The 26395-nt window shown below is 41.0% G+C and carries 24 protein-coding genes; 10 read left to right on the top strand and 14 right to left on the bottom strand.

Features of this window, described 5'->3' with window-relative positions:
* Positions 1–24: 24 nt before the first annotated feature.
* Positions 25–825: a basic amino acid ABC transporter substrate-binding protein gene (locus ES017_RS10300; RefSeq protein WP_042534906.1), complete on the bottom strand. Its 801-nt coding sequence runs from the start codon at positions 823–825 to the stop codon at positions 25–27.
* Positions 826–1124: 299 nt separating this feature from the next.
* On the opposite strand from ES017_RS10300, the gene pflB reads away from it, so the two are divergent.
* Both pflB and pflA read left to right on the top strand, forming a co-directional pair.
* Entirely contained in the window at positions 1125–3353 is a 2229-nt protein-coding gene (gene pflB, locus ES017_RS10295) for a formate C-acetyltransferase (RefSeq protein ID WP_483296347.1), read from the top strand.
* Between the two features lie 48 nt (positions 3354–3401).
* Positions 3402–4130, top strand: a complete 729-nt coding sequence (gene pflA, locus ES017_RS10290) for a pyruvate formate-lyase-activating protein (RefSeq protein WP_042534902.1) — start codon at positions 3402–3404, stop codon at positions 4128–4130.
* An 8-nt stretch (positions 4131–4138) separates the two neighbouring features.
* Here pflA and pgmB read toward each other — a convergent pair whose 3' ends face one another.
* The 6 genes from pgmB to ES017_RS10260 form a co-directional block, all read right to left on the bottom strand.
* The gene (pgmB, locus tag ES017_RS10285; protein ID WP_171335037.1) at positions 4139–4804 is read right to left on the bottom strand and encodes a beta-phosphoglucomutase; all 666 of its coding nucleotides are present in this window, start codon (positions 4802–4804) and stop codon (positions 4139–4141) included.
* A complete protein-coding gene (locus ES017_RS10280) occupies positions 4797–5504 on the bottom strand; it encodes a TrmH family RNA methyltransferase (protein WP_021094380.1) in 708 nt (235 codons plus the stop codon). Before ES017_RS10280 ends, pgmB begins: the two co-directional genes overlap by 8 nt.
* Positions 5505–5520: 16 nt before the next feature.
* The gene (ybaK, locus tag ES017_RS10275; RefSeq protein ID WP_021094381.1) at positions 5521–6000 is read right to left on the bottom strand and encodes a Cys-tRNA(Pro) deacylase; all 480 of its coding nucleotides are present in this window, start codon (positions 5998–6000) and stop codon (positions 5521–5523) included.
* Positions 6001–6079: 79 nt separating this feature from the next.
* Positions 6080–8683: a bifunctional acetaldehyde-CoA/alcohol dehydrogenase gene (gene adhE / locus ES017_RS10270; protein ID WP_171335036.1), complete on the bottom strand. Its 2604-nt coding sequence runs from the start codon at positions 8681–8683 to the stop codon at positions 6080–6082.
* A 175-nt stretch (positions 8684–8858) separates the two neighbouring features.
* Positions 8859–9086: a hypothetical protein gene (locus tag ES017_RS10265; RefSeq protein WP_021094383.1), complete on the bottom strand. Its 228-nt coding sequence runs from the start codon at positions 9084–9086 to the stop codon at positions 8859–8861.
* Positions 9087–9176: 90 nt separating this feature from the next.
* Complete coding sequence (locus ES017_RS10260) at positions 9177–10469, bottom strand: transcriptional regulator (protein WP_042894319.1); 1293 nt, start codon at positions 10467–10469, stop codon at positions 9177–9179.
* Positions 10470–10609: 140 nt separating this feature from the next.
* Between ES017_RS10260 and ES017_RS10255 the strand changes: the two genes are divergently transcribed.
* The 8 genes from ES017_RS10255 (at position 10610) to ES017_RS10220 (ending at position 19554) form a co-directional block, all read left to right on the top strand.
* Positions 10610–12124, top strand: a complete 1515-nt coding sequence (locus ES017_RS10255; RefSeq protein ID WP_171335035.1) for an FAD-dependent oxidoreductase — start codon at positions 10610–10612, stop codon at positions 12122–12124.
* Positions 12121–13590, top strand: coding sequence for a spore germination protein (locus tag ES017_RS10250; protein ID WP_042534892.1), 1470 nt, complete (start codon positions 12121–12123; stop codon positions 13588–13590). The genes ES017_RS10255 and ES017_RS10250 overlap by 4 nt, the downstream gene beginning before the upstream one ends.
* Positions 13591–13599: 9 nt before the next feature.
* Positions 13600–14700 (top strand): GerAB/ArcD/ProY family transporter, encoded by a 1101-nt coding sequence (locus ES017_RS10245; RefSeq protein WP_171335034.1) that lies wholly within the window; start codon positions 13600–13602, stop codon positions 14698–14700.
* Entirely contained in the window at positions 14697–15782 is a 1086-nt protein-coding gene (locus ES017_RS10240) for a Ger(x)C family spore germination protein (RefSeq protein WP_171335033.1), read from the top strand. The genes ES017_RS10245 and ES017_RS10240 overlap by 4 nt, the downstream gene beginning before the upstream one ends.
* 71 nt (positions 15783–15853) lie before the next feature.
* A complete protein-coding gene (locus ES017_RS10235; protein ID WP_021094388.1) occupies positions 15854–16909 on the top strand; it encodes an ABC transporter ATP-binding protein in 1056 nt (351 codons plus the stop codon).
* A gap of 1 nt (position 16910) precedes the next feature.
* Positions 16911–17708, top strand: a complete 798-nt coding sequence (locus ES017_RS10230; protein ID WP_021094389.1) for an ABC transporter permease — start codon at positions 16911–16913, stop codon at positions 17706–17708.
* On the top strand, positions 17705–18484 hold the full coding sequence (locus ES017_RS10225) for an ABC transporter permease (protein ID WP_253263387.1): 780 nt from the start codon (positions 17705–17707) through the stop codon (positions 18482–18484). The genes ES017_RS10230 and ES017_RS10225 overlap by 4 nt, the downstream gene beginning before the upstream one ends.
* Complete coding sequence (locus ES017_RS10220) at positions 18481–19554, top strand: ABC transporter substrate-binding protein (RefSeq protein ID WP_171335031.1); 1074 nt, start codon at positions 18481–18483, stop codon at positions 19552–19554. Before ES017_RS10225 ends, ES017_RS10220 begins: the two co-directional genes overlap by 4 nt.
* Positions 19555–19583: 29 nt before the next feature.
* Here the strand turns inward: ES017_RS10220 and rlmH are convergent, their stop codons facing one another.
* From rlmH to walK, 7 genes are all read right to left on the bottom strand, one after another.
* Positions 19584–20063: a 23S rRNA (pseudouridine(1915)-N(3))-methyltransferase RlmH gene (gene rlmH, locus ES017_RS10215; protein ID WP_042894370.1), complete on the bottom strand. Its 480-nt coding sequence runs from the start codon at positions 20061–20063 to the stop codon at positions 19584–19586.
* 83 nt (positions 20064–20146) lie between these two features.
* Positions 20147–20302 carry a CxxH/CxxC protein gene (locus ES017_RS10210; protein WP_009361064.1) on the bottom strand — a complete coding sequence of 52 codons (156 nt, stop codon included), beginning with the start codon at positions 20300–20302 and terminating at the stop codon, positions 20147–20149.
* A 54-nt stretch (positions 20303–20356) separates the two neighbouring features.
* Positions 20357–21565: a S1C family serine protease gene (locus ES017_RS10205; protein WP_042894316.1), complete on the bottom strand. Its 1209-nt coding sequence runs from the start codon at positions 21563–21565 to the stop codon at positions 20357–20359.
* A gap of 112 nt (positions 21566–21677) precedes the next feature.
* Positions 21678–22466: an MBL fold metallo-hydrolase gene (locus ES017_RS10200; RefSeq protein WP_021094394.1), complete on the bottom strand. Its 789-nt coding sequence runs from the start codon at positions 22464–22466 to the stop codon at positions 21678–21680.
* Between the two features lie 5 nt (positions 22467–22471).
* A complete protein-coding gene (locus tag ES017_RS10195; RefSeq protein ID WP_021094395.1) occupies positions 22472–23257 on the bottom strand; it encodes a two-component system regulatory protein YycI in 786 nt (261 codons plus the stop codon).
* Positions 23244–24572, bottom strand: a complete 1329-nt coding sequence (locus ES017_RS10190; RefSeq protein WP_035063041.1) for a YycH family regulatory protein — start codon at positions 24570–24572, stop codon at positions 23244–23246. Before ES017_RS10190 ends, ES017_RS10195 begins: the two co-directional genes overlap by 14 nt.
* A gap of 5 nt (positions 24573–24577) precedes the next feature.
* The gene (gene walK, locus ES017_RS10185) at positions 24578–26392 is read right to left on the bottom strand and encodes a cell wall metabolism sensor histidine kinase WalK (RefSeq protein WP_021094397.1); all 1815 of its coding nucleotides are present in this window, start codon (positions 26390–26392) and stop codon (positions 24578–24580) included.
* Between the last annotated feature and the right edge of the window lie 3 nt (positions 26393–26395).

The raw sequence follows: 26395 nt of genomic DNA, 5'->3' as shown, positions 1-26395 counted from the left end.
AGTTACGCAATTTTTACATCAACGTTATTGCTGTTGTTGTAATGATTCCATATTCGGTTCTGTACCAAACCATTTTTTATAAATTTCTGTGTACGTGCCATTTTCGATGACTTTTTTCAACGCTTCGTCTACTTTTTGTTTTAAATCGCTTCCTTTCGGGAACATAAAGCCGTAAAATTCAGATTCAAAATGTTCTGGATCCTCAAATGCTACAATTTTAGCATCTGGATTATTTTTTACGTATTCGTTCGCCACGGCATTATCTGTGACAACGGCTTCCACACCGCCGTTTAATAAGTCCATAATCGCAACGACCGTATTCTCAAACTTTTTAATATTTTTATTCTCTTTTCCTAAAATCTTCTCAACCGCTTCTTGTCCAGTTGTACCATTTTGGACACCGACAACTTTTCCTTGTAAATCTTTCGCGCTTTTAATCGAACTTCCTTCTTTAACAAGAATCATATGTGTTGATTCAAAGTAAGGAATAGAAAAGTCATATGTTTTTTTCCGATCATCGTTAATTGTAATTCCTGAAACGGCCATATCCGCTGTTTTCCCTTGAATAGCCGCAAACAATGGATCCCAGCCGATGTTTTTTAATTCATATTCTAGTCCAGCTTCTTTCATGACAGCTTTTAATAAATCGACATCAAAGCCGACAATTTCCCCTTTATCCATGTATTCAAATGGGGCAAACGCCGCATCTGTGACGACAGTAATTTTCTTTTCTGTTGTCGCTGTTTTTTCTGTCGAACTACCACATCCAACAAGCGCAAACATAAGCATAAAAACAAGCGCTGCAATCATTCCTTTTTTTATCATTGTTAATCCCCCTTACTATTTGTTGTAAAATAATAAATGTTTGTGTATAAACATGTTATGCCCCTCATGTTTCACATATTATCAGCTTTTTTGTTTTTATGCAACAAATTTTATAAAAATAATTTTTGGAAAAATCTTTATTTTAAAAAATGTTTTTGATCAACTTTTCACAAATTCGTCAATCCTTTATGCTCCTCACCTTGTCAAAAAGTAGTATTCTTTATATAGGGGATATTTTTATTATCCTGAATGAATGGGAGGAGATTATAATGGCGCTACTTACTGTACATGAAGCGTTAATGGACGCTTGGAGAACGTTTAAAGGTGATAAATGGAAAAAAGAAATTGACGTTCGTGATTTTATTTTAAATAACGTAACCGTTTACACAGGGGATGAATCGTTTTTACAAGGTCCGACGGAAGCGACGAAAAAGCTTTGGGAACAAGTGATGGAACTTTCCAAACTAGAACGCGAAAGAGGCGGCGTTCTCAACATGGATACAGAAATCGTATCAACCATTACGTCGCATGGACCTGGCTATTTGAATAAAGAACTTGAAAAAGTCGTCGGTTTCCAAACAGACGAACCGTTTAAACGGGCGCTTATGCCATTTGGCGGTATTCGCATGGCCGAGCAAGCATGCGAAGCGTACGGCTACCAAGTAAGCGATGAAGTAAAGAAAATTTTCACTCAATATCGTAAAACGCATAACCAAGGTGTATTTGACGTATATACGGACGAAATGAAAGCGGCGCGCAAAGCAGGAATCATTACAGGACTTCCTGACGCATATGGACGCGGTCGCATTATCGGTGACTATCGTCGCGTGGCCTTATACGGTGTTGATCGCTTAATTGAAGAGAAGAAAAAAGATTTACGCAACACAGGTGCGCGTACAATGAGCGAAGACATCATTCGTCTTCGGGAAGAATTAGCGGAACAAATTCGCGCTCTTCAAGAATTAAAAGAAATGGCTGCAAGCTACGGATATGATATTTCTAAACCGGCGCGCAACGCACATGAGGCGTTCCAATGGTTATATTTCGCTTACCTTGCGGCGATTAAAGAACAAAACGGTGCAGCCATGAGCTTAGGTCGCGTCTCTACATTTTTAGATATTTATATCGAGCGCGACTTGCAAGAAGGAACATTAACAGAACGCGAAGCGCAAGAGCTTGTTGACCATTTCGTTATGAAATTGCGTCTCGTCAAATTCGCAAGAACGCCAGAATACAATGAGCTATTTAGCGGCGACCCAACGTGGGTCACAGAGTCCATTGGCGGTGTCGCGATTGACGGTCGTCCGCTTGTGACGAAAAACTCATTCCGCTTCTTGCATACACTCGATAACTTAGGCCCGGCGCCAGAACCAAACTTAACGGTGCTTTGGTCAACACAGTTGCCAGAAGCGTTTAAGAAATATTGCGCGAAAATGTCGATTCAAACAAGCTCCATTCAATATGAAAATGACGATTTAATGCGACCTGAGTTCGGCGACGACTACGGCATCGCATGCTGCGTATCCGCGATGCGCATCGGCAAACAAATGCAATTTTTCGGCGCGCGTGCAAACCTTGCAAAAGCATTATTATACGCAATTAACGGCGGCGTGGATGAAAAATTAAAAGTGCAAATCGGCCCAGAGTTTGCGCCAATCACATCTGAATACTTAGACTACGATGAAGTGATGCGCAAATTTGACAACGTCATGGAATGGCTAGCAGAATTGTATATTAATACATTAAACGTCATCCATTACATGCATGATAAATATTGTTATGAACGAATCGAAATGGCGCTTCACGATACGCACATTTTGCGCACGATGGCAACTGGTATCGCTGGGTTGTCCGTTGTCGCTGACTCATTAAGTGCCATTAAATATGCGAAAGTAAAAACGATTCGCGATGAAAACGGCTTAGCTGTCGACTTTGAAATTGAAGGCGACTTCCCGAAATACGGAAATAACGATGATCGCGTTGATGCGATTGCGGTCGATATTGTTGAACGCTTTATGACAAAATTGCGCAAACATAAAACGTATCGCGATTCGAAACATACGACATCCATCTTAACGATCACATCAAACGTCGTATACGGTAAAAAGACAGGAAATACACCAGATGGTCGTCGCGCTGGTGAACCGTTCGCCCCTGGGGCGAATCCATTACACGGTCGCGATACAAAAGGAGCGCTTGCATCGTTAAGCTCTGTCGCAAAATTACCGTATGAATATGCATTAGACGGCATTTCGAACACGTTCTCGATCGTACCAAAAGCGCTCGGGAAAGATGAAGCGACACGCATTCAAAACCTTGTCGCGATTTTAGATGGCTATGCGCAAAAACGCGGTCATCATTTAAACGTCAACGTCTTTAACCGCGACACGTTGCTTGACGCGATGGAACATCCTGAAAAATATCCGCAATTGACTATTCGCGTATCAGGTTATGCGGTCAACTTTATTAAATTAACACGCGAACAACAAATTGACGTCATTAATCGGACGTTCCATGAAACAATGTAATGGAAGCTCCCACGCATCGTGGGAGCTTTCTACCTAGGAGGAAACAACATGAACGGATTTATTCATTCAATCGAATCGTGCGGAACGGTGGATGGTCCCGGTATTCGTTACGTCATTTTTACTCAAGGCTGTTTATTGCGCTGCCAATATTGCCACAACGCAGATACGTGGGAGATTGGCAAAGGAAAACAAATGTCTGTTGATGAAGTTATTGCTGATGCAAAGACGTACTTGCCTTTTATGCAAGCATCCGGCGGCGGAATAACGGTTAGTGGCGGAGAACCGCTTTTACAAATCGATTTTTTAATTGAGCTATTTCGCCGTTGTAAACAGCTTGGCATTCATACAACGATTGATTCGTCTGGCGGATGTTATACGACGGAAGCATCATTTCAAAAAAAATTAAATGAATTGCTTCAATACACAGATTTAATTTTGCTTGATTTAAAACATATTGATGAAAAAAAACATCGTAAACTAACAGGAAAAACGAATGAACATATTTTAGCGTTTGCACGTCTATTATCAGAACGAGACGTACCTGTTTGGATTCGCCATGTGCTCGTTCCAACCGTCACAGACGATGAAGAAGATTTACATCGCTTAGCTGACTTCATTCGTACGTTGCACAACGTCGAAAAAATTGAAGTTCTTCCGTATCATCAACTCGGTGTATACAAATGGAAAGCGCTTGGACTCACATATCCACTTGAAGGCATCCCGACGCCATCAGAAGAACTTGTCGAAAAAGCAAGGGAAATATTAGGCGCAAAATAAGCTGGTCGTCATTGACCAGCTTTTTGCATAAATCGCTTTTTTAACTCATCCCATGTCAATTGCTCCGTCCGTTGCACGAGCCAGTCTGGAGATAAAGATGCCAAATGATTCCCGATACCGACGGAAAACATATTTGTTTGCTTAATCGCCTTCATCCCTGCCTCACCGTCTTCAATGGCAACACAAAAGCGCGGATCGACATAAAGATGTTTAGCGGCCGTTAAAAAGATTTCTGGATCGGGCTTCATGCGCGTAATTGTTTTTACGTCGACGATGACGTCGAAAAATGAACGCACACCAAGCCGCTCAACAACTACACTTGCATTTGAACTTGACGATGCGAGCGCCATCGAGACACCGTCGCGCTGAATGTCGCGAAGGAGATCTATCATTCCCGGCAACACGTCACTTGACGACAATTGCTCGATCAACTCGCGATAATATTGACCGCGAAGGTCACCAAGAGCTCGCTTTTCTTCCTCCGACCATTCATGCGCTTTTTCACCGAGAAGCGCCTCAACCATCGCCTGTCTGCTCATCCCTTGTAGCTTTTGATTGAGCTGTCGATCAAACGGTACCCCAATTTCATCGGCGACACGTTTTGTCGCAATATAATACAGTTCAACAGTATCAGCAATGACGCCATCTAAATCAAAAATCACCGCTTCAATCATTGCGTCCTCCTATTTTACTTTCCACCATTTTTCTTAGCCGTGGGCTAAGCGAAAGCTTCATCCAATGTTCGTATATTTCTTTCTTTTCTGCTAGCGATAAATGATAACGCTCCCCTGCCACTTGTTTCGCCCGCTTCGTGATTTCATAAAGGGAAATCGCTGCCGCGACAGAAATATTAAAACTTTGCACAAATCCGTTCATCGGAATGATAAACTTTCCGTCCGCTAAAGCAAGCGCTTCTTCGGATACCCCACGATGCTCATTTCCGAACAAAAGCACCGTCGGTTTCGATACGTCAATTTGTTCAAGCGGAATCGTCCCTTCTCCGAGGTAGCTTGCATATACTTGGTAGCCTTTTTGTTGGAGATGGCGAATCGCCCGTTCAATCGATGAATGTTTATGCACCGTTAACCATTTGTCCGCATGTCGCGTCACCCATTTGTTCGGCTCAAACGGAGCCGCTCCGGTAACGACATGAACATCTTGAATGCCAAATGCCTCCGCTGAACGCAATACCGCTGCCTGATTGTGCGGGTCGTCTACCGCTTCCGTCAAAATAGTAATATACCTTGTTCGTGCACTTAGCACATCATACATGCGCTTTAACCGACTTGGCAAAATCATTTCCGCAAGCAACCGATTGTCATCATCCAACAATCCTTCTTCGATGTGTAGTTCTTCCTCTCTTATCATTCGCATGCGAAAATTCTCCTTTCTACTCTTTGACGACATGTGCGGTTTTTCCATTTGTCAGCTTTAATAAATCTCGAACAGAAAGTTTCATTTGCATGCCAATTTTCCCTGCGCTCACAATGATTTGCTCGTGCGCAAGGGCCGATTCGTCAACATACGTGTCATACATCTTTTTCATTCCAATTGGCGAACAACCGCCACGCACATACCCTGTCATTTTTTCAATGTCTGCCACAGGCAACAGATGCACGCTTTTTTCTCCAACAACGGCCGCTGCTTTTTTTACATGCAACTCCGCTGCGACAGGGATGACGAATACGTAAAGTTGTCCGCTCGCCCCTTTTGTCACAAGCGTTTTATATACAATTTCTTCACGTTGCCCAATTTTTTTCGCAACCGATATTCCATCAATTTGCCCATCCGTATAGTCGTAAGTTAACAGTTCATATGGCACACGTGCGCGCTCAAGCATGCGCACAGCATTCGTCTTTACTTGCTTCATGATCCGTCCCTCACTTTCCCCTATTAGTGTACCATAAACAAAAAGAAGGGACATCCTTCATCGGACGTCCCTAATCATCTTACACTCCCTTATACGCTTGGCGATAAATGTCGGCAAGGTCGCTGACTAATGGCAATTTTGGATTAGCTGTTGTACATTGATCTTCGAAAGCTAATTCAGCGAGTTGGTCAACTTTGCTTTCGAATGCTTCTTTGCTGACGCCTGTTGCTGCGATGCTTAATGGCATGTCGAGTTCTTTTGCGAGCTTAATGATCGCTTGAACGAGGCTTTCTACTCCTTCTTCTGTCGTTCTTGCTGGCAAGCCGAGCAAGCGCGCAATTTGAGCATAACGTTCGTCAGCTACGAAATGTTCGTACTTCGGAAACGCTGTAAACTTCTTCGGTTTTTGCGCATTGTAACGAATGACATGCGGCATTAAAATCGTATTTGCCCGTCCGTGCGGAATATGGAATTCTGCACCAAGTTTATGCGCTAAACTATGGTTAATGCCTAAGAAGGCGTTCGCAAATGCCATCCCAGCAATGGTTGATGCGTTGTGCATTTTTTCGCGCGCTACTTCATCGTTGCCGTTTTTGTATGCGCGTGGCAAGTATTCAAAAACGAGCTGAATCGCTTTTAACGCTAATCCGTCTGTATAGTCGTTCGCCATGTTCGATACGTACGCCTCAATGGCATGCGTTAATACGTCCATACCTGTATCCGCTGTAATATGTTTTGGCATCGTCATAACAAATTGTGGGTCAACGATGGCGACATCCGGTGTTAATTCATAATCAGCAAGCGGATATTTCACATTATTTTTCTTATCTGTAATAACCGCAAATGATGTGACTTCTGAGCCGGTACCAGACGTTGTTGGAATAGCGACAAACTGCGCTTTTTGACCAAGCTTCGGATATTTAAATACGCGTTTACGAATATCTAAAAACTTTTGTTTTAAGCCATTGAAGTCGGTATTTGGATGTTCATAGAACAACCACATTGCTTTCGCTGCGTCCATCGCCGAACCACCGCCGAGCGCGATGATGACGTCTGGCTGGAACGCATGCATCATGTCGGCACCTTTCATCACTGTTTCAATTGATGGATCTGGTTCAACTTCTGAGAAAATTTCACAATGCACATAATCTGGACGTTTGCGCAAATAGTACAACACTTTATCCACATAGCCAAGCTTCACCATGCCCGGATCTGTAACGATAAAGGCACGCGAGATGTTTGGCATTTTCGCTAAATATTGTGTCGCGTATTTTTCGAAATAAATTTTCGGCGGAACTTTAAACCATTGCATGTTTACATTCCTTCTCGCTAATTTTTTAATATTAATTAAATGTGTCGCACCGACGTTTGTCGAAACAGAGTTGCCACCGAATGTGCCGCAACCGAGCGTCAATGACGGAATGTATGCGTTGTAAATATCACCGATCGCTCCTTGTGAAGATGGGGCATTCGAAATGATCCGTCCTGCTTTCATTCGCTTACCGAATTCAAGAATGACTTCTTGATTTTCTGAATGAATGACAGCCGAGTGGCCAAGTCCACCGAATTCAAGCATTTCTTCTGCTCGTTTTAAACCTTCTTCTGTACTATTCACCTTATAGCACGCCAATACCGGGCTTAATTTTTCACGAGAAAGCGGCTCTTGCGGACCAACGCTTTTTAGTTCTGCCACAAGAATTTTCGTATCAACAGGTACATCAACGCCTGCCATTTTCGCAATTTCATATGCTGGTTTACCGACGATATTCGGATTGACTGCGCACGTATTTTCATTAATGACAAGCTTTTCAACTTTTTTCTTTTCTTCTTCATTTAAGAAATAACATTTGTTTGCGATCATCTCATTTTTCACAGCATCATAAATTTCTTTATCAATAATGACCGCTTGTTCAGATGCACAAATCATACCGTTGTCAAACGTTTTTGAAAGGATAAGATCGTTCACGGCACGTTTTATATTTGCGGTTTTCTCAATATAGCAAGGCACGTTACCAGGTCCAACCCCTAATGCTGGCTTTCCTGAGCTATATGCCGCTTTAACCATGCCTGCTCCACCTGTCGCAAGAATAAGCGAAACACCAGGATGATGCATCAATTGTTGAGTCGCTTCGACAGAAGGCGTTTCGATCCATTGAATACAATGCTCTGGCGCGCCAGCTGCAATGGCTGCATCGCGTAAAATGCGTGCTGCTTCACTGCTACATTTTTGCGCAGATGGGTGGAACGCAAAAATGATTGGGTTGCGCGTTTTAATTGAAATAAGCGCCTTAAACATCGTTGTTGATGTTGGGTTTGTTACCGGTGTAACCCCAGCAATCACCCCAACAGGCTCGGCAATTTCAATGATGCCTTCTTGTTCATTTTCTCGGATGACGCCAACCGTTTTATCGTATTTAATGTTATGGTAAATGTATTCTGTCGCAAAAATGTTTTTAATAATTTTATCTTCATACACGCCACGTTTTGTTTCTTCGATCGCTAATTTTGCTAAATACATATGCTTATCAAGTCCAGCTAACGCCATTTGCTTGACGATATGGTCAATCGCTTCTTGATCGTAATCACGAAATGCTTTTAACGCCTTTTGCGCATTCGCCACAAGGGTGTCGATCATTTTCGTAACTTCTTTCTTTTGGTCTAATACTTTTTCATCAACAGCCATATAAGACCCTCCTGTATTGTTCTTGTGAAATTTTTCACAATCTAATTGAAAATAAAATTGTGATTGTTTTCACATTTTCATTATAGCGAAAGGAATTTTGTTCGTGTGTGTCAACTTTGTGAAATGTTGAGCAAGTATGTTTTATAAGAGAACCGCTTCTTCATAAAGAAGGCGGTTACTCACATACTGGATTGCGCGGAATTTTCGTAAACGAAATATCGTTGTACATGCGCGTATTTCGTTTGACAATGACAACATAGTTTACTGTCCATATATAAGAAGGAATTTCTTGATCATCTTCAAACATCATCGCTTCAAATTCATCGCCAATCATTTCTTCAAATAGCTCTAGTGTATATGTTTCCGCATCTGTTGAAAAGTTTCTCCATTCGCATACAAGCATTGTTTGTCACCTCAACTTTTCTTTTGTTACCATCATTGTAACATTCTTTTCTCTATTATAGATTGTGAAATATTGAACAAATCATGAATATTACTTATTCGTCATATATGCTTGTTTCGGATGATTTGGTTGTTCTGGATACTTTAACCTCATTTTTCCTTCTGCTAATAACTTTCCTAAATAGTTGTTTCGTAAACCGTCTGGCGTTCGATCTAATAAATACGCTAATTGTTTTAACATTAACGGTCGATGAGCGCATAGTTGCAAAATGATTTCTTCCATTTTAGTCGGTGCAAGCCTTTTTTTCTTACGTGCAATTTCAGCAATGTTCCATAGCTCCTGATCGACATTTATTTCTTCTTCCTCATCCGATTTATTTACGGAGTCGAAAGGGATATTTACGGAGTTTTCGTCTTTATTTATGGAGCTATCCTTATTATTTATGGAGTTAAGCCCTTTGTTTACGGAGTTTAGCTCGCTATTTAAGGAGTTTTGTTCTTTATTCACGGACTTAATCTCGTTATTAACGGAGTTTTGTTCGATATTATAGGAGTTTTCGTCTTTATTTACGGAGTCCAACAATGGCACATCATCCGTCCAATCACTTACTGCCTCGATCTTCTCTATATGTTCGTGTCTTTCTGAGAAGGACACAATAGGCAATGTAACGACCGTTCGTTTTTGAAAATCATATTGCTCAACAGCAAGTTGCTGTAAACAAATCGTCTCTATCGTTTTTAAACCGACTCCAGCACGTTTACAAAATTGAATGTAAATAAACATTTTAAACATATTCGGATTGCGCAAATGGCTAATCCCGCCGCTATACGCTTGTTCTAAAGGAATGCCGAAAAGCCCAGGATTAGAAAATTGTATATATGATCGCTGCCGTTCAACAATAACGCCTCCATCACCGTTGTAATCGGCATGGACAATCGCGTTGATGAGCGCTTCATGCACAGCTTCTTTTTCAAATGTAGATACATCTTTAAACTCGTTCATCACTTTAAAATAAAAATCATAAATATTTCCCGACCACGTTCCGTCTTGTGAAGTGAAACGATTTGTCCAATGCATATCATTGTCGTCATGCTCACGATATTCTAAAAAGTATTGTGGTAAAACTTCTGTAATCATTCGCTCTTCGCTGAACATAAGGAGCCCTGCTAATGTGAGCCCTTCTTTGTTTGTATCTCGTATTTTTCCCCATGCCCCAATTTTATATAAAAAATCTTTCGTTTCTAACCCGTTCCACGGATGATTTGGCTTTGCTTTTGCAAATTGTTCGCGATAATGACGAACAGATTCTAAATGCAATTCATTAAGCCCATAATGTTCTAACACCACGTTATCTTGTAAACGAATGTTTGCATCTTTATTCACTTTCGATCTCCCTCTTACGTTATGTTATAAAAACGTTTCGATACTCGTCTATTTCCATTTTATCATCTTTACAAATGTTCATCATAAACTTTTCGATTTGGGGAAAATTAAGAAAAACATGGTTATGGAGGAACAAAAACATGTCTTTACCAAAGTTATCACAATCGTATTGGCTACAAACAACAACGATTCCGTCTTTTCCATCTCTGACGCAACCGATTGAAACAGATGTAGCGATTATTGGTGGAGGAATAACAGGCATTACGACGGCTTATTTGCTCGCTAAACAAGGAGTGCGCGTCACCGTCATCGAAGCAGATCGGCTATGTCACGGCACAACAGGACATACGACTGCGAAAATGACTGCCCAGCATGATCTCATTTATCATGAACTGATAGCCCACTTCGGTGAAGATAGCGCCCGTCAATATTACGAAGCAAATAAAGAAGCGCTGCAATCGATTTTGCATATCGTAAAAGAACACGATATTCATTGCGACTTATCGGTAGAAGACGCATACGTGTATACAACTGAAGAAACGCAATTATATAAGCTTGAGGCGGAATGGAAAGCGTATGAAACGCTCGGCATCGACGGGGCATATGTCGATCAACTGTCGCTTCCTTTCTCCATCCAAGGTGCAGTCATGATGCGCAACCAAGCGCAATTTCATCCGCTCCATTATATAAAAACATTAGTCGAGCTTGCAGTAAAATACGGGGCATCTTTTTACGAACAAACTGTCGCACAACATATCGAGACAACGGAGCGGCCGATTGTACGAACGAAAAATGGAGCAACGATCACATGTGACACTGTTGTCATTTGTACCCACTTTCCGTTTTTTGACCCTGCTTTTTACTTTGCACGCTTGCATGCAGAGCGATCTTACGTCATTGCGGTCGAAGCTCACGAACGATTGCAAGGCATGTATTTGAGCGCAAATGAACCGAAGCGATCTCTTCGCTGCACAACGATGGACGGCAAGCCGCTTCTTCTAATCGGTGGCGAGTCGCATAAAGTCGGACAAGGGATCAACATGATTCAACACTATGAAGCGTTACAATCATTTTGTGAACATACGTTCGGTTTATCACATGTGCTATATCGTTGGTCGGCGCAAGATCTCATCACGCTAGACAATCTTCCATACATCGGTCCGATTCGCAAAAGTCTCCCGCACATTCTTGTCGCAACAGGATATCGAAAATGGGGGATGACGACAAGTATGGTCGCAGCTCGTCTTTTGACAGATTTAGCGTTACAAAAAGAACATCGTTACGCACATTTATTTACTCCGTCACGATTTATCGCTGACCCATCACTAAACAATTTGTTTACTGAGGGCATTGATGTCGCCAAACATTTTTTAACTGGAAAACTCGAATATGCTCTTCTTACTCCGCACGACATATCGAAAGGAGAAGGAGCCGTTGTCAATGTGGACGGAAAACGGGCAGGTGCCTACCGCGATGAACAAGGCACACTGTATGTCGTCGATACGACATGTACACATATGGGTTGTGAACTCGAATGGAACAATAGCGAACGGTCATGGGACTGCCCGTGCCACGGTTCACGCTTCTGTTTTACTGGAAAAGTGCTAGAAGGACCAGCTATCGAACCACTTCAACAGCTTAAAGGGGATGAATGATGAACGGAATACAACAAACCGTCACGCACTCGCTCGATATGAACGAACAAACGTTGCGTGATTATTTTACAAAAACGCCTGATCTCATATATTGCCATCTATTTATTGGGGAACCAAAAAAGCGAGCGTTGCTTATTTATCTCAATACGCTCGTGGATAAAAATTCGATTAATAATAACATTATTGATCCGCTTTTATTTGAAACGAAACAAATTCACACGATTGCGGATATTCAACTGCCAATCGGCTCAAAATCATATACGACAAAATGGGAACATGTCATTCAACGAGTGTTTCAAGGGGAAACCGCGCTATTCCTAGACGGTGACGACCACGTATTGCTTTTGGATACGCAAGGATGGCCGCAACGCGCGATCGCAGAGCCGCAAATTGAATCATCGCTTAAGGGGTCGCACCAAGGTTTTATTGAAACGTGTGAAAAAAATATTGCGTTAATTCGTCGTTACTTGCCGCACCAACAATTAAAAATTGAAGAAACGACCGTCGGCAGACGCGGACATACCCCTGTCGCATTATTGTATTTAGAAGATGTCGCCCATCCAGAAGTGCTGCAAGAGTTAAAAGATCGGATTGAACAAGTTGATGTCGATACGATCGTCAATACCGGGGAACTGATGCAATATATTGAAGATAATCCGTTTTCACCGTTTCCGCAATTTTTGTTGACGGAGCGACCAGATGCTGCGGTAAGCAACTTACTGCAAGGTCGCATCGTTATCGTTGTTGACCGCTCGCCTAGCGTCATGATTGGACCGATGACGTTTATTACGTTTTTCCAAACCGTTGATGATTACAGTACACGTTGGATGATCGCCTCGTTTTTGCGACTTTTGCGGTTGCTTGCCTTTTTTATGGCGATTTTTTTACCGTCCGCTTACATTGCAGCACTTTCGTTTCATTACGAAATTATTCCGCTCAATTTATTGCTTACGGTTGGAGAGTCACGAGAACGCGTCCCGCTTCCGCCGATTTTAGAAGCCATTTTAATGGAGCTTGCGCTCGAAATGTTGCGTGAAGCGGGTTTGCGTTTACCTGCGCCAATCGGACAAACGGTCGGCATTGTTGGGGGGGTCGTCATTGGACAAGCGGCCGTTGAAGCCGGTATCGTCAGCAACATTATGGTCGTCATCGTCTCGTTAACAGCGATTGCATCGTTTATTATTCCGAACCCAGATATGTCCGAGTCGATTCGTTTATTGCGTTTTCCAATGATGATTGCTGCTTCTTTGTTCGGTTTAGTCGGAATGGTGATCGGGTTCATGCTTATTATCGGCCATTTAATTTCATTAGAGTCGCTCGGCACACCTGCAGGAAGCCCGTTTGCTCCGACGCGGTTGCGCGATTGGAAAGATACACTTTTACGCTTCCCGCTTTGGATGATGCGTACACGGCCGTTATCTGCTCGCCCAACGCAACTGACAAGACAAAAAAAATTTCGCAAATAAGTGGTGCGTATGAAACGATATCAATTTAACGAAATAACAACGATGCAATATATTTTTCTTATTTCGGGTACACAAATCGGCATCGGCATTTTATCACTTCCAGCCCAACTTGCCGATATCGCCAATACAGATGGATGGATCGCCATTGTCATCGGTTGGATCATTTCGATCATCGCAAGTACGATCATTATAAAAACGATGGAAAAGCATCAGCAAGATACAATTTTTGATCTTTCTCGTCGCTACTTCGGTCGTACATTCGGAACGTTCATCCATATCGCTTTTGTCGCTTACGCTTTATTAGCGTCAATCACCGTCGTTTTTACTGCCATTCATATTACACAAGTATGGATTTTACCAAACACACCAAACTATCTTATTATGATGTTATTTATGCTCCCTGGCTTTTTCATTACGAAAAATGGTGTGCGCATACTTGGGCGTTATGCTGAAGTTGTCTTTTATTTAACGCTTTGGATGCCTATTCTTATCGCTGTGCCGTTACAAAAGGGAACGATTTTGCATATGCTCCCTATGTTAAAAGAAGGATGGGCTCCAATTATTCAAGCGGTGAAAACGACGGTTTTATCTTTTTTAGGCTTTGAGTTAGCGTTCGTGTTTTACCCGTTTTTAAAAGAAAAAAAACATGCCGTAAAAGCGATGGTCATCGCCAACAGCATCTCGGCTTTTACATTTTTGCTCATTACGATCACATGTTTTATTTTTTTTAGTCCAGATGAAACACCTTTGCTCATTTGGCCGACGTTGTCGCTACTGAAAACAATTGAATTTCCGTTTATTGAACGATTTGAAGTGATTTTTTTATCGTTTTATTTGTTTGTTATGTCAACGACAGGTATCCCGTACATTTTTACAACTGTTTTCGGCATTAGTCAACTCATTGGAAAAAAGGATCATACGATCGTATTACTCGTTGCCGTTTGTATATTTATTTTCACGTCTTTTTTATACAATCCATCGTTTTTTCATGTTCAAACGTTAGGATCGTGGTGGGAGAAATACGGTTTGTGGGGAGCTTACTTTTTCCCTATCGGTTTATTTATTTACACCTCCATTGCACGATGGTTTCAAAGGGGGAAAAAGAAATGAAAAAGTGTATATATGCCATACTTTGCTTTTTTATAACTACTGGATGTGGAATGAAAACACAGCTTGACGAATTAACACTCGCATTGACGGTCGGTTTAGATAAGGGGAAAAATGGAAATTTACTCATTTACTCGATTAGCCCGGTATTTAATAAAGAAGCAAAAAACATTTACGAAGTCATTCGTACAGTTGGAATGACACCGCGCGACGGACGTTCAAAAGCAAACGCGTTTGCGTCTGGAAAAATTGTTGGTGGAAAAGTACAAAACGTCATCGCAAGTAAAGCGTTCGTGAAAAAACGCGACATATTTCCCTATTTAGATGTGTTTTATCGCGATCCGAAAAATTCAATAACAGCGAATTTTATCGTTTTCGATGGACCGTTAAAAGATTTGATGTACATTCGTCTTGAGGATAAACCGCGTTTATCTGTCGCTATTCGCGACGTCATTGTAACTGCTCATATCGGGAAACAAACGACAAGAGTCAATATGCTTGAATTCCAACGTTCATCGCTCGATCGTGCCCAAACTTCATTTGCACCCATTTTAAAAGTGCATAAAGGCGACTTAATAGCGGGGGGCATTGCTTTATTTAATAGGCAACGAAAATATGTCGGTAGCCTTTCCCAAAAAGAAAGTCCGTATTTTGCGATATTGAAAAAAAATGTTAAACCTGCTACATCGCTTACTTTTCAAATGAAAAAACAAAAAGAATATGTCAGCATTTCGGTTGAACAGGGTGATTTTTCATATAAACCGTCATTTCGAAACGGGGCGTTCCATTTTGACGTTCGTATGAAGCTCGGTGTCATTGTCACTGAGTCAACAACATACATCGATATGAAAAAAGAAAAGAAAAAGGTCGAGAAATGGCTTGCAAAAGAAATACAAAAACAACTGGAATCCGTCGTTAAAAAAATGCAAAAATACGAAGTCGATCCAGTCGGATTTGGTTTGTATGCCCGCGCTTACGAATACAAACAGTTTCAAAAACAAAAAAGCTGGCCAAAAGCTTTTGCGAAAGCAAAGATCGATATTCATCCAACGGTTGAAATTATTAGCTACGGCGTTCTTCAATAAAAAGTTGCTGAATACAGACGGATCGTTCATAATGAATTTAAAAAATAGCTAAATGAGGTGGGAAAAACAATATGGACGATCGCGTCATCATTCGCTTTGACCATGTGACGAAACAGTACGATGATGATCTTCCTGTACTCGATGATGTCAGCTTTGAAATCGAGCGCGGCAAATTTTATACGCTTCTCGGTCCGTCTGGTTGCGGAAAAACGACCATTCTTCGTTTAGTCGCTGGTTTTATCGAACCGACGAAAGGCGATATTTATTTCCACGGAAAACGAATAAACAATGTTCCAGCAAATAAACGGCAAGTGAATACGGTGTTCCAAGACTATGCGCTTTTTCCTCACTTAAACGTGTTTGAAAACGTTGCTTTTGGCTTGCGTATAAAAAAAATGCCAAAGGCAGACATTGAACGAAAAGTAAAAGAAGCGCTTCGTTTCGTCAACTTAGAAGGATACGAACAACGCGCCATTCATGAAATGTCAGGCGGACAACGGCAACGTGTCGCCATCGCCCGCGCGATCGTCAACGAACCAGACGTCCTTTTATTAGATGAACCGCTTTCTGCGCTCGATTTAAAGCTGAGAACAGAAATGCAATATGAGTTGCGCGAACTGCAACGAAGACTTGGCATTACATTTATTTTCGTCACTCACGATCAAGAAGAAGCGCTTGCGATGTCAGATGAAATTTTTGTGTTAAATAAAGGAAAGATTCAACAACGCGGTACACCAAAAGATATTTATGATGAGCCTGTTAACCGTTTCGTCGCTGATTTTATCGGGGAGTCAAACATCATTACGGGAACGATGATTGACGATTTTGTTGTGGAATTTGCAAATCAACAATTTACGTGCGTCGATCACGGATTTGCGAAAAACGAACAAGTGGATATTGTCATCCGACCTGAAGATTTAGAATTAACAACGGTTGAGCGAGGCAAATTGCGTGTACGCGTCGATTCCGTTTTATTTCGCGGCGTACATTATGAGCTTTGTTGTTATGATACGCATGGGAACGAGTGGCTCGTTCACTCAACAAAAAAGGCGGACATCGGGGAAGAAATTGGCCTTCATTTTGAACCAGAAGCGATCCATGTTATGAAGCAGAGCGGAGGGGAATAACATGCGCCGTTACGCTTATGCTATCCCATATTGGCTATGGATCGGATTGTTCGTCATTGCACCGATTATTCTTATTGTTTATTATTCGTTTTTCGATATTGAAGGCCATTTCTCGCTCGTCAACTATGAAACTTTTTTCACACCTGTGTATTTACGAATGACGTTCAATTCGTTTTGGTATGCCTTCTTAATTACAGCCATTTCGCTTCTTATCGCTTATCCAACGGCCTATTTGTTGACAAAAACGAAGCATAAGCAGCTCTGGTTGTTGCTTATTATTTTGCCGACATGGGTCAATTTATTGTTGAAAGCGTACGCTTTCCTCGGATTGTTCGGCACGTATGGCGCAGTGAACGCGCTATTTGAAGCACTTGGGATCGGAACGAAACAGTTATTGTTTACAGACTTTAGTTTTGTTTTCGTATCCGTCTATATTTTTATTCCGTTTATGATTTTGCCGATTTTTAATGCGCTTGAAAAATTGAATCCTTCGTTGATCGATGCAGCACGCGATTTAGGAGCGAACGAATGGACGACATTTCGTCGCGTCATTTTTCCGCTTACGCTTGATGGCGTAAAAGCAGGATGTCAAGCCGTGTTTATTCCGTCGCTTTCGCTCTTTATGTTGACGAGGTTGATCGCTGGAAACCGCGTCATTACGCTTGGTACCGCTGTTGAGCAACATTTTCTCGTGACGCAAAATTGGGGAATGGGTGCGACAATCGCTGTCTTTTTAATGATCGCCATGGCTAGTATAATGGCGTTGACAGGGAATAAAAAATGGGGGGTGAGACAATGAAAGTTTCTCGCCTCTACTTAGCGTTTGTGTTTTTCGTGTTATACATGCCTATTTTTTATTTAATTTACTATTCGTTTAATAGTGGGGGAACGATGCATCATTTTGAATCGTTTACGCTCGATTGGTATAAAGAAGTGTTTGCTGATACACGCTTGCTTGTCATCGTGTTGCACACGATGATTATTGCATTATTATCGTCATCGCTAGCGACAATCATTGGCGTTTTCGGAGCAATTGCCATTTATTATGCAAAACATCGTTGGAAACAAACGTTGCTTACGTTAAATAACATCTTAATTGTCAGCCCTGACGTCATTATCGGGGCATCGTTTCTCATTTTATTTACGATCGCTGGCATTCAGCTCGGCTTTACGTCCGTTCTCCTGTCGCATATTGCTTTCAGCATTCCGATTGTCGTGTTAATGGTGTTGCCCAAGCTACAAGAAATGAGCCCAACGCTAATTGATGCGGCACGCGATTTAGGGGCAAATGAATGGAACGTATTGACAAAAGTCGTTCTCCCGTACGTTACCCCTGGCATTTTCGCTGGTTTTTTCATGGCACTCACGTACTCGCTTGATGACTTTGCAGTTACGTTTTTCGTGACGGGAAACGGTTTTTCGACGTTGTCCGTTGAAATTTATTCGCGGGCACGACAAGGGATTTCGTTATCAGTCAATGCTTTATCTACCCTTCTTTTCTTATTTACGCTTTTCCTTGTCGTTGTGTATTACGTCATGACAAAACGGGCTAGCGTCAAGGGGGGACAAAAATGAAAAAAGTAGTGTCGCTTTTTTTACTTGTTTGGCTCGTTGCTTTTAGCTTGCTTTATGTTACAAAAACAATCGAATCGTCTAAAGGGTATGGAGGAAATAATACCGTAACAATTTATAACTGGGGCGACTACATTGACCCCGCACTCATTAAAAAATTTGAAAAAGAAACAGGCTTGAAAGTCATTTACCAAACGTTTGATTCGAACGAAGCGATGATGACAAAAATTGCGCAAGGTGGCACGACATTTGACGTTGCTGTCCCTTCGGAGTACGCCATCAGCAAAATGAAAGAAGAAGGGTTGTTACTTCCGATCGATCATGCAAAAATCCCAAACTTACGCTATATTGATGAGCGCTTCCTTAACTTATCGTTTGATCCAGGGAATCAATATTCCATTCCTTACTTTTGGGGAACGGTCGGCATCGTCTATAACCGTGCTCTACTTGGCGGAAAGGAAATCACGAGTTGGAACGATTTATGGGATCCGGCGTTTAAAAATGAAATTTTGCTTGTCGATGGCGCGCGCGAAATTATAGGAATGGCGTTAAATAGTTTACATTACTCGCTCAACGATACGAACAAAATACATTTACAACAAGCAAAACAAAAACTAGATGCCCTCACGCCAAACGTCAAAGCGATCGTCGGTGACGAAATTAAAATGCTTCTTGCAAACGAAGAAGCAGCAATCGGCATCGTCTGGTCAGGGGATGCGGCAGAAATAATGTGGGAAAATGAACGGCTCGATTATGTCATCCCAAAAGAAGGAACAAACTTATGGTTTGATAATATGGTTATTCCAAAGACGGCGAAAAACATAGAAGGTGCCCATCAATTCATTAATTTTATGCTTGATCCGAAAAATGCCGCCCAAAATGCCGAATACGTCGGCTACTCGACGCCAAATAAAAAGGCGCTCGAATATTTGCCGAAGGAAATTGTTGAAGATGAACGTTTTTACCCGAGCGAACAACTGGCCAATAAACTTGAAGTGTATGAAAATCTCGGAAAAAGCATGCTTGCATACTACAATGAATTGTTTTTACAGTTTAAAATGCATCGCAAATAAGAGGATGGCGAAAAGCCATCCTCTTATTTTTACTTGTGATACGGTTCTCCTCGGTTAATGCGAAAAGCGCGGTAAATTTGCTCGGTTAAAATGAGGCGCATGAGTTGATGCGGAAACGTCATTTTTGAAAATGAAAGCGATTCGTTTGCTCGTTTCATGACGTCATCGCTTAAGCCGAGAGACCCTCCAATGACAAAAGCCACTTTACTTTTCCCGTATGTCGCTAACCGATCAAGCGTTTGAGCGAATTGTTCAGAAGACATCATTTTTCCTTCAATCGCTAAAGCAATGACGTGCATATCGTCTGTTATTTTACCTAAAATACGCTCGCCTTCTTTCTTTTTTACGAGCTCCATTTGTTGTTCACTTAATTGCTCTGGCGCTTTTTCATCCGCTACTTCAATGATGTCGATTTTTGCATACGATGATAATCGTTTCGTATATTCTTCGATCCCTTGTTTTAAATATTTTTCTTTCAACTTACCCACAGCAATAATATATATATTCACAAGTGATCCCCACTTTACAAACATAATATCCACAGGTTTTATCCACATATCCACAATACAAATCCACATATTGTGTAGAAACATTAGTTCCCTACTATATATACCGCACGTTGTTCACAAAAATCGCACATTTCTTCTTTTTTATCCACAGAAACTGTTGATATCTCAGGTGCTTGTTGTTTTTCATCCACATACATATCAATCGCAAGTTCGACATGTTGTTCACAACATTTCCACAAAGCATACCACTCCTCGTTTACGAATGAAACGACAGGGAATGCCCTGCCGTTTCATTATAATGATTGTTTAGCCAATTTTAATGTCACTGTTTGTTTTTTGCCATCGCGATAAAACGTTACTTTCATCGTATCGCCAATTTGTTTCCGATTATATAAATGCTTTCTTAAGGCGATGACATCCGAAATGTTTTCGTCATCTAACGCGACAATGACATCAAATTCACGTAAACCGGCTTGGGCAGCTGGTGATCCCGGCACGACTTGTAAAATAGCAACCCCTTCTTTCACGTTTGCCGGCAAATGAAGCGTCTGTTGCCAATGATATGCTGGAATATCGCTTAATGAACGGAGTTCTACTCCCATATATGGTCGGCGAACTTGTCCAAACTTCTCTAAATCCGCAATGATCGGTTTTGCGTAATTAATCGGAATAGATAATCCGATGCCTTCCACCGCTTCTTGCGCAATTTTCATCGAGTTAATTCCAATGACTTGACCTTCGATATTTACGAGCGCTCCTCCGCTATTTCCTGGGTTAATCGCAGCATCTGTTTGTAATACTTCTGCATGCCAATCTGGGATGCCATCTTGATCAATATCAATTGGAATCGTACGGTTTACCCCAGAAATAATTCCTTGCGTCACAGAACCTGCAAATTGTAAACCAAGCGGGTTTCCAACTGCAATCACTGGCTCCCCGACCTTCACGACATCTGAGTTACCGAATTCAGCTACGTTTGTGACATGTTTCGCATCGATTTCTAATACTGCTAAATCGGTCCATACATCGCTTCCAAGAAGACGAGCTGGCACTTTTGTTCCGTCGCTTAAGCTCACTTCGACACGGCTCGCACCTTCAACGACGTGATGGTTAGTGACGATATATGCCTTATTCCCTTCTTTTTTATAAATAACACCTGAACCTGTTCCGGCTTCCCCGCCTTCTGACCAAAAACTTGCTTCTTGAATATTTACAATGCCGACAACCGCATTAGATACTTTGTTGACTGCTTTCGTTACTTGAGTCACAACATCCACCGCTACACTTTTATCTACTTTTGGCTGCTCTGTCACCGTCGTCTGTTTTTCTTCCGCTTGTTCAAGTGAATAAGGTAACACGTCCCATTTCACTAGCGAAGGAATAGAGACGATGACAAGCATTCCGCCTAAAACCGCTCCGACTAAACCTGCTAAAAACGTTCCTCCGCGGTTCCCTTTTTGTTTTTGACGAACATGTGCATAATGATCATCATAATAGCCCATTTTTCACCCGTCCTTTCTATCTCAAATATTGACCCCTTTTCCATTATAACCTGTTTTTTCGCCAATCATCTAATAATATACATACGGTATGTTGGTGAAAAAACGGTGAAATTTATACGGAAACGAGCGCTGTCGGACGAACCGGATCCGTATCATATAGTTGAAAAGATTCCCCGACGATCATCCCTTTTTTCTCAAGCGTCTGAGCAACTGTCATTCGCGCTAATTCTTTCATATTGTTATCTTGGCTTAAATGAGCTAAATAAATGCGTTTTGTTTTGTCACCGATCACATCCGCTAGGGCGAGACCGGCATCTTCGTTCGATACGTGTCCGACGTCACTTAAAATACGTCGCTTAATGTTCCATGGATATTTCCCCATACGTAACATTTCTACATCATGGTTGCTTTCAAATACAAATACATCCGCATGACAAATGACACCTTTCATTCGTTCGCTAACATAACCTGTATCTGTGATAAGCGCTAGCTTTTTTCCTTCATAATGAAATACATAAAACATAGGCTCGGCGGCATCGTGCGATACACCAAATGACTCAACATCTATATCTCCAAACGTCCGAACGGTACCAGTTGGAAAAATAAATTTTTGTTCAGATGGAATGTCACCAATGAGCCCGTCCATCGCTTTCCATGTTTTTTCATTCGCATAAATCGGAAGGCGATACTTCCGAGCAATGACGCCTAAACCTTTAATATGGTCACTATGTTCATGTGTCACTAAAACACCTGTGACATCTTGAATGTGGCGATCAATATGAGCAAATAGTTGCTCTAATTGTTTGCCGCTTAACCCTGCATCAACAAGTAACCGTTCACGTTCCGTTTCTACGTAAAAGGCGTTACCCGTACTGCCGCTCGCCAAAACGCTAAACCTCATGTTATTCACTCCAACACTTTATTTTCATCGCTAATTACTTGTCCTTCAAATGCATTGACATAATAATCTGTTTTTCCATTCACAACAACGTGCCATGTCGGTGTTAATACTTGCGAAGTCGTGAATTGGACAAGCGCGTAATAGCCAAGATCGATTTTCGTTACTTGATCACCTGGCTTTAAGTAATTTCGCTTATACAACGTCTCTAACGCTTTAATTGCTGGCAAAATTTCTTGTTTTTTCTCGTTTTTTTCTAAATCAATGAGCAACGTTTGTTCATAACCGACCATTTCATTTTGATCGTTCACATAAATAAGCAACATACTGCTTATGTTTTTATAAATCGTCTTGCCTTCGTATTGTTGAAAATAAATGAGCGCTTGTAAATCTTCGTCGTACTTCCAAAACGCATATTGATCACCAGCAATGATATTTTGCCTTAAAAACTCTGTTAAACGATAACCGTCTTTTGGATCTTGTAACGGAACAGGTTTAATAAAATGCGCTTGCAAAACGGTTTCGTTTGCCGTTTCTACTTGCTGGTTTGGCAAATTTTTAACTTCTTCTTCCGTAAACGTTTTACTTTTCCCACTTACATATGTCGCTTTCGTGATCTCCTTCGGCAAATCAACATACGTAATGCCATCCGCTTCAAGTTGCTCTTCAATTGTCGCTTCTAAAATAACATCAAGCTGGCTACTATTTTTTTTCTGAATAAATTGGTACCCTAAAAATATATCAAGAATAAAAAATGTAATAATAAAAATCGTCTTCGTTTTACTCCAATCCAATGATATCCCCTCTTCGTTCATCTGTCGTCATCACAATTTTGCGCCACGTTCCGCTATATAAACAGTACCAAGCTGGTTCTAACATGACGATATTTTCCCGCTCCGAATCACGAATGAGCTCATAACCGATTGCGATGTCATCAATTAACTCATGTTGAATATTTTTTTGTTTTTTCAACTGATCAATGACTTCATATCCAGACGAAAGTGTAATTGGCAAGCTCACCCGATCGGGAATAGCTAATGTAAATAATGGACGTTGGTAATTGATAATCTCATTTTCTCCCCATATTTGTATAATTTCTGCCATACCGTAACGATTAAATACAGGATAACCATTGGCAAACAAACGAAAAGTTACTTTTCTACCGTTTTCGTCTAAGCGATCAAAATAATACGTATCCGTCCAACCACCGTGATCGTTCACAAAATCGATGCTTTTTTGCAAGATCGTTGGATCAAACGTTTGTGTTTCGCCACGAGCCGCTGGGTTGACATACAATAGTAACTTTTTAGATAAATCGACATCCATTAAACGCGAACCATCTGTATATTCTTCTCCAAAACTAAGGACATCTTTTTTCACAAAACTCGGATCTGTAAATAACGCATCTTTAAAACGATCTGCACTTAATTCATCCATATAGTATTGCAATCGGTTTAATACGAGTGGACGAGCTGGTAAAAATAATGATTTTGTTTCGCTTATGTCGTACGATAAAAACGGTGTATAACGCTCTGCGCGTGCATAATATGTTTGTTTCAAATTCTCAATCGACACATCTTGAGCGACCGCTTTATATATACGCTTTTCATTGGCAGATACGAAATATACGTGAATTTCTTCTTCGTCTTCATTCATCGGAATAATGATTCGATCAAAGCGAACTTTTTCAACATCTGTATCGTCTATTTGAAAAATCGTGCGATACATTTCGATTGGTATATCATCTGGATAAATAATTTCTATTTTTCCTTTCCCGTGGATAAATGAAAGAAATTGTTCTTTTTTCACTGTGTCTGATATATTTTCAAAATGATCGAACGTCCAATTTTTCATTTCCTTCATAAATTTATAAATGTCCGAATGATGTGTCATCCCGTAATGTTGTGCATCTTTATGAATAAAAATATAACGCGGCTGAACAACTGTTCCATAATCGACCGCAACATTGCTGACAGGGACGTTTTGAATGTATTTTGCGTTTTCAATGAAGTCATATTTCGGCTGATACGTCCATAAACTCCACGTTAAAAAAACGCTCGTACATACAAGAATCGTCAATACAATCGATTTAATCGTTTCGTATCTCATCATTTTCATCCTTTTTTCTGTTGTTCAATCGGCAAAGTAAAGTAAATCGTTGTCCCTTTCCGTTCTTGACTTTCAGCCCAAATACGCCCACCATGTGCAACGACAACTTCTTTTGCAATCGCAAGACCTAGCCCTGTTCCACCGAGCTTCCGCGAGCGTGCCTTGTCGACACGGTAAAAGCGCTCAAAAATTTTCGATAAATCCGATTTAGGAATGCCCACCCCTTCATCTTTCACACTTACTTCAATATGCTCCTCTTTTTTCTTTACGCGAAACGTAATTTTTCCTCCTTGCGGAGAGTATTTCAAGGCGTTAGAAATAATGTTATCAAGCACTTGTGTAATTTTATCTTCGTCCATATGAACAAAGATTTTTTCGTCTGGAAAGTCTCGAACGAACGACACGTTTTCTTTTTTCGTTAGTTCAAATCGATCGATCACTTTATGAAAATATGGAATAAAATGAACGCGTGTCTTTTTCAATTTGTAGTCTTTACTGTCGAGCTTAGAAAGCTGCAACAAATCGTTGACGAGACGAATCATTCGTTCTGTTTCATTTTGTGTCACTTCAATAAACCGTGGGGCAATTTCCTCATCGCGCCACGCCCCGTCTGCGAGCGCCTCTAAATAACTGCGCATTGTCGTTAACGGTGTCCGTAGTTCATGTGATACATTGGCAACGAATTCTCGACGATCGCGGTCAATTTTCTCGTGTTCTGTAATATCGTGCAACACAACGATTAAACCGTTTACAAACCCTTTTTCTTTTTGAATAACAGATAAAGAAGCACGTAAAATGTACATTTCTTCCTCTGTACTAAAATCTAAAATTAACGTTTCACGCTCTTCAAGCAGCGTTTCAAATGTGTATTGTTCATCTAATCCTAATACGCTCACAATAGGAGCAGACAACACTGTTTCACGTGAAACATTTAAAATGTTTAGCGCTGCATCATTAATTAAAATAATTCTCCCTTTTCTATCTGTTGCAATTACACCATCCGTCATATGCGTTAATACCGATTCTAACTTGCGGCGCTCTCCTTCGGTCGTCGCTTGCGCTTCTTGCAATTTTTTCGTTAAGTTGTTAAAGCTAAGCGCAAGTTGGCCAATTTCATCATACCCATATACTTTTACTTTCCGTGAAAAATTACCTTTGGCCATCGCTAATGCTTGTTTACGCATATCTGAAATTGGACGCGTAATCGTTTGCGCTAGTAAAATGCCTAGCAACGCTGTAATGACTAAAGCGATTCCTGTTCCGGTCGCTAAAATGTTATTAATTTGCCTCATCTGTGCAAAAACATTTTCCATCGAGGCGATAACATAAATAGCCCCTTTTATTTCGTTCTTTAATTTAATTGGAGTCGAGGAAATATACATGCGATGACCTGTTTTCGGGTCGACAAGCATTTTTTCTGTCATTTCGCCCGCGACTAACGTTCGTTTAATTAGTAAATCTGTCGTACGTTTTCCGACAATATTTTGATTGTATGGGTTCGATGTTCCTAATACTTTACTTTTATTATCAATAACGCGCACTTCAGAAATATCTTGTGACACGAAATCTTGTAAAATCGCGCGAATTTCTTCTTCGATTGTAGGGCTTTTTTTATCGCGTTCTTTATTCATTTCTTGTTCAATATTATAAGCAAGCAAAATTACGCGCTCATTCAAAGAGTTTTTAAAGTTTTCAACGAGTTGCGCTTCTAATTGGCGCACGAAATAAGCCCCGATAATTTGCATCGCAATTAAAATAAGCAAAATGTAAATCAAGGCAAATTTCACGTGAATTGATTGGAATATACTTACTTTTCTCATGCG

The sequence above is a fragment of the Anoxybacillus sp. EFIL genome (assembly GCF_013096955.1).
Taxonomy (GTDB): Bacteria; Bacillota; Bacilli; order Bacillales; family Anoxybacillaceae; genus Anoxybacillus; species Anoxybacillus ayderensis.
This window is presented reverse-complemented; position numbering and strand designations above follow the sequence as displayed.

Excerpts from the sequence above, each read along its gene's own strand:
- ES017_RS10190 (WP_035063041.1), bottom strand. The coding sequence starts at position 24,572 with ATGAGATACGAAACGATTAAATCGATTGTATTGACGATTCTTGTATGT.
- pgmB (WP_171335037.1), bottom strand. The coding sequence starts at position 4,804 with ATGATTGAAGCGGTGATTTTTGATTTAGATGGCGTCATTGCTGATACT.
- ES017_RS10300 (WP_042534906.1), bottom strand. The coding sequence starts at position 825 with ATGATAAAAAAAGGAATGATTGCAGCGCTTGTTTTTATGCTTATGTTT.
- ES017_RS10245 (WP_171335034.1), top strand. The coding sequence starts at position 13,600 with ATGAAACGATATCAATTTAACGAAATAACAACGATGCAATATATTTTT.
- walK (WP_021094397.1), bottom strand. The coding sequence starts at position 26,392 with ATGAGAAAAGTAAGTATATTCCAATCAATTCACGTGAAATTTGCCTTG.
- ES017_RS10230 (WP_021094389.1), top strand. The coding sequence starts at position 16,911 with ATGCGCCGTTACGCTTATGCTATCCCATATTGGCTATGGATCGGATTG.
- adhE (WP_171335036.1), bottom strand. The coding sequence starts at position 8,683 with ATGGCTGTTGATGAAAAAGTATTAGACCAAAAGAAAGAAGTTACGAAA.
- ybaK (WP_021094381.1), bottom strand. The coding sequence starts at position 6,000 with ATGAAGCAAGTAAAGACGAATGCTGTGCGCATGCTTGAGCGCGCACGT.
- ES017_RS10200 (WP_021094394.1), bottom strand. The coding sequence starts at position 22,466 with ATGAGGTTTAGCGTTTTGGCGAGCGGCAGTACGGGTAACGCCTTTTAC.
- ES017_RS10240 (WP_171335033.1), top strand. The coding sequence starts at position 14,697 with ATGAAAAAGTGTATATATGCCATACTTTGCTTTTTTATAACTACTGGA.
- ES017_RS10225 (WP_253263387.1), top strand. The coding sequence starts at position 17,705 with ATGAAAGTTTCTCGCCTCTACTTAGCGTTTGTGTTTTTCGTGTTATAC.
- ES017_RS10220 (WP_171335031.1), top strand. The coding sequence starts at position 18,481 with ATGAAAAAAGTAGTGTCGCTTTTTTTACTTGTTTGGCTCGTTGCTTTT.
- ES017_RS10280 (WP_021094380.1), bottom strand. The coding sequence starts at position 5,504 with ATGCGAATGATAAGAGAGGAAGAACTACACATCGAAGAAGGATTGTTG.
- pflB (WP_483296347.1), top strand. The coding sequence starts at position 1,125 with ATGGACGCTTGGAGAACGTTTAAAGGTGATAAATGGAAAAAAGAAATT.
- ES017_RS10250 (WP_042534892.1), top strand. The coding sequence starts at position 12,121 with ATGATGAACGGAATACAACAAACCGTCACGCACTCGCTCGATATGAAC.
- ES017_RS10235 (WP_021094388.1), top strand. The coding sequence starts at position 15,854 with ATGGACGATCGCGTCATCATTCGCTTTGACCATGTGACGAAACAGTAC.
- pflA (WP_042534902.1), top strand. The coding sequence starts at position 3,402 with ATGAACGGATTTATTCATTCAATCGAATCGTGCGGAACGGTGGATGGT.
- ES017_RS10255 (WP_171335035.1), top strand. The coding sequence starts at position 10,610 with ATGTCTTTACCAAAGTTATCACAATCGTATTGGCTACAAACAACAACG.
- ES017_RS10205 (WP_042894316.1), bottom strand. The coding sequence starts at position 21,565 with ATGGGCTATTATGATGATCATTATGCACATGTTCGTCAAAAACAAAAA.
- ES017_RS10265 (WP_021094383.1), bottom strand. The coding sequence starts at position 9,086 with ATGCTTGTATGCGAATGGAGAAACTTTTCAACAGATGCGGAAACATAT.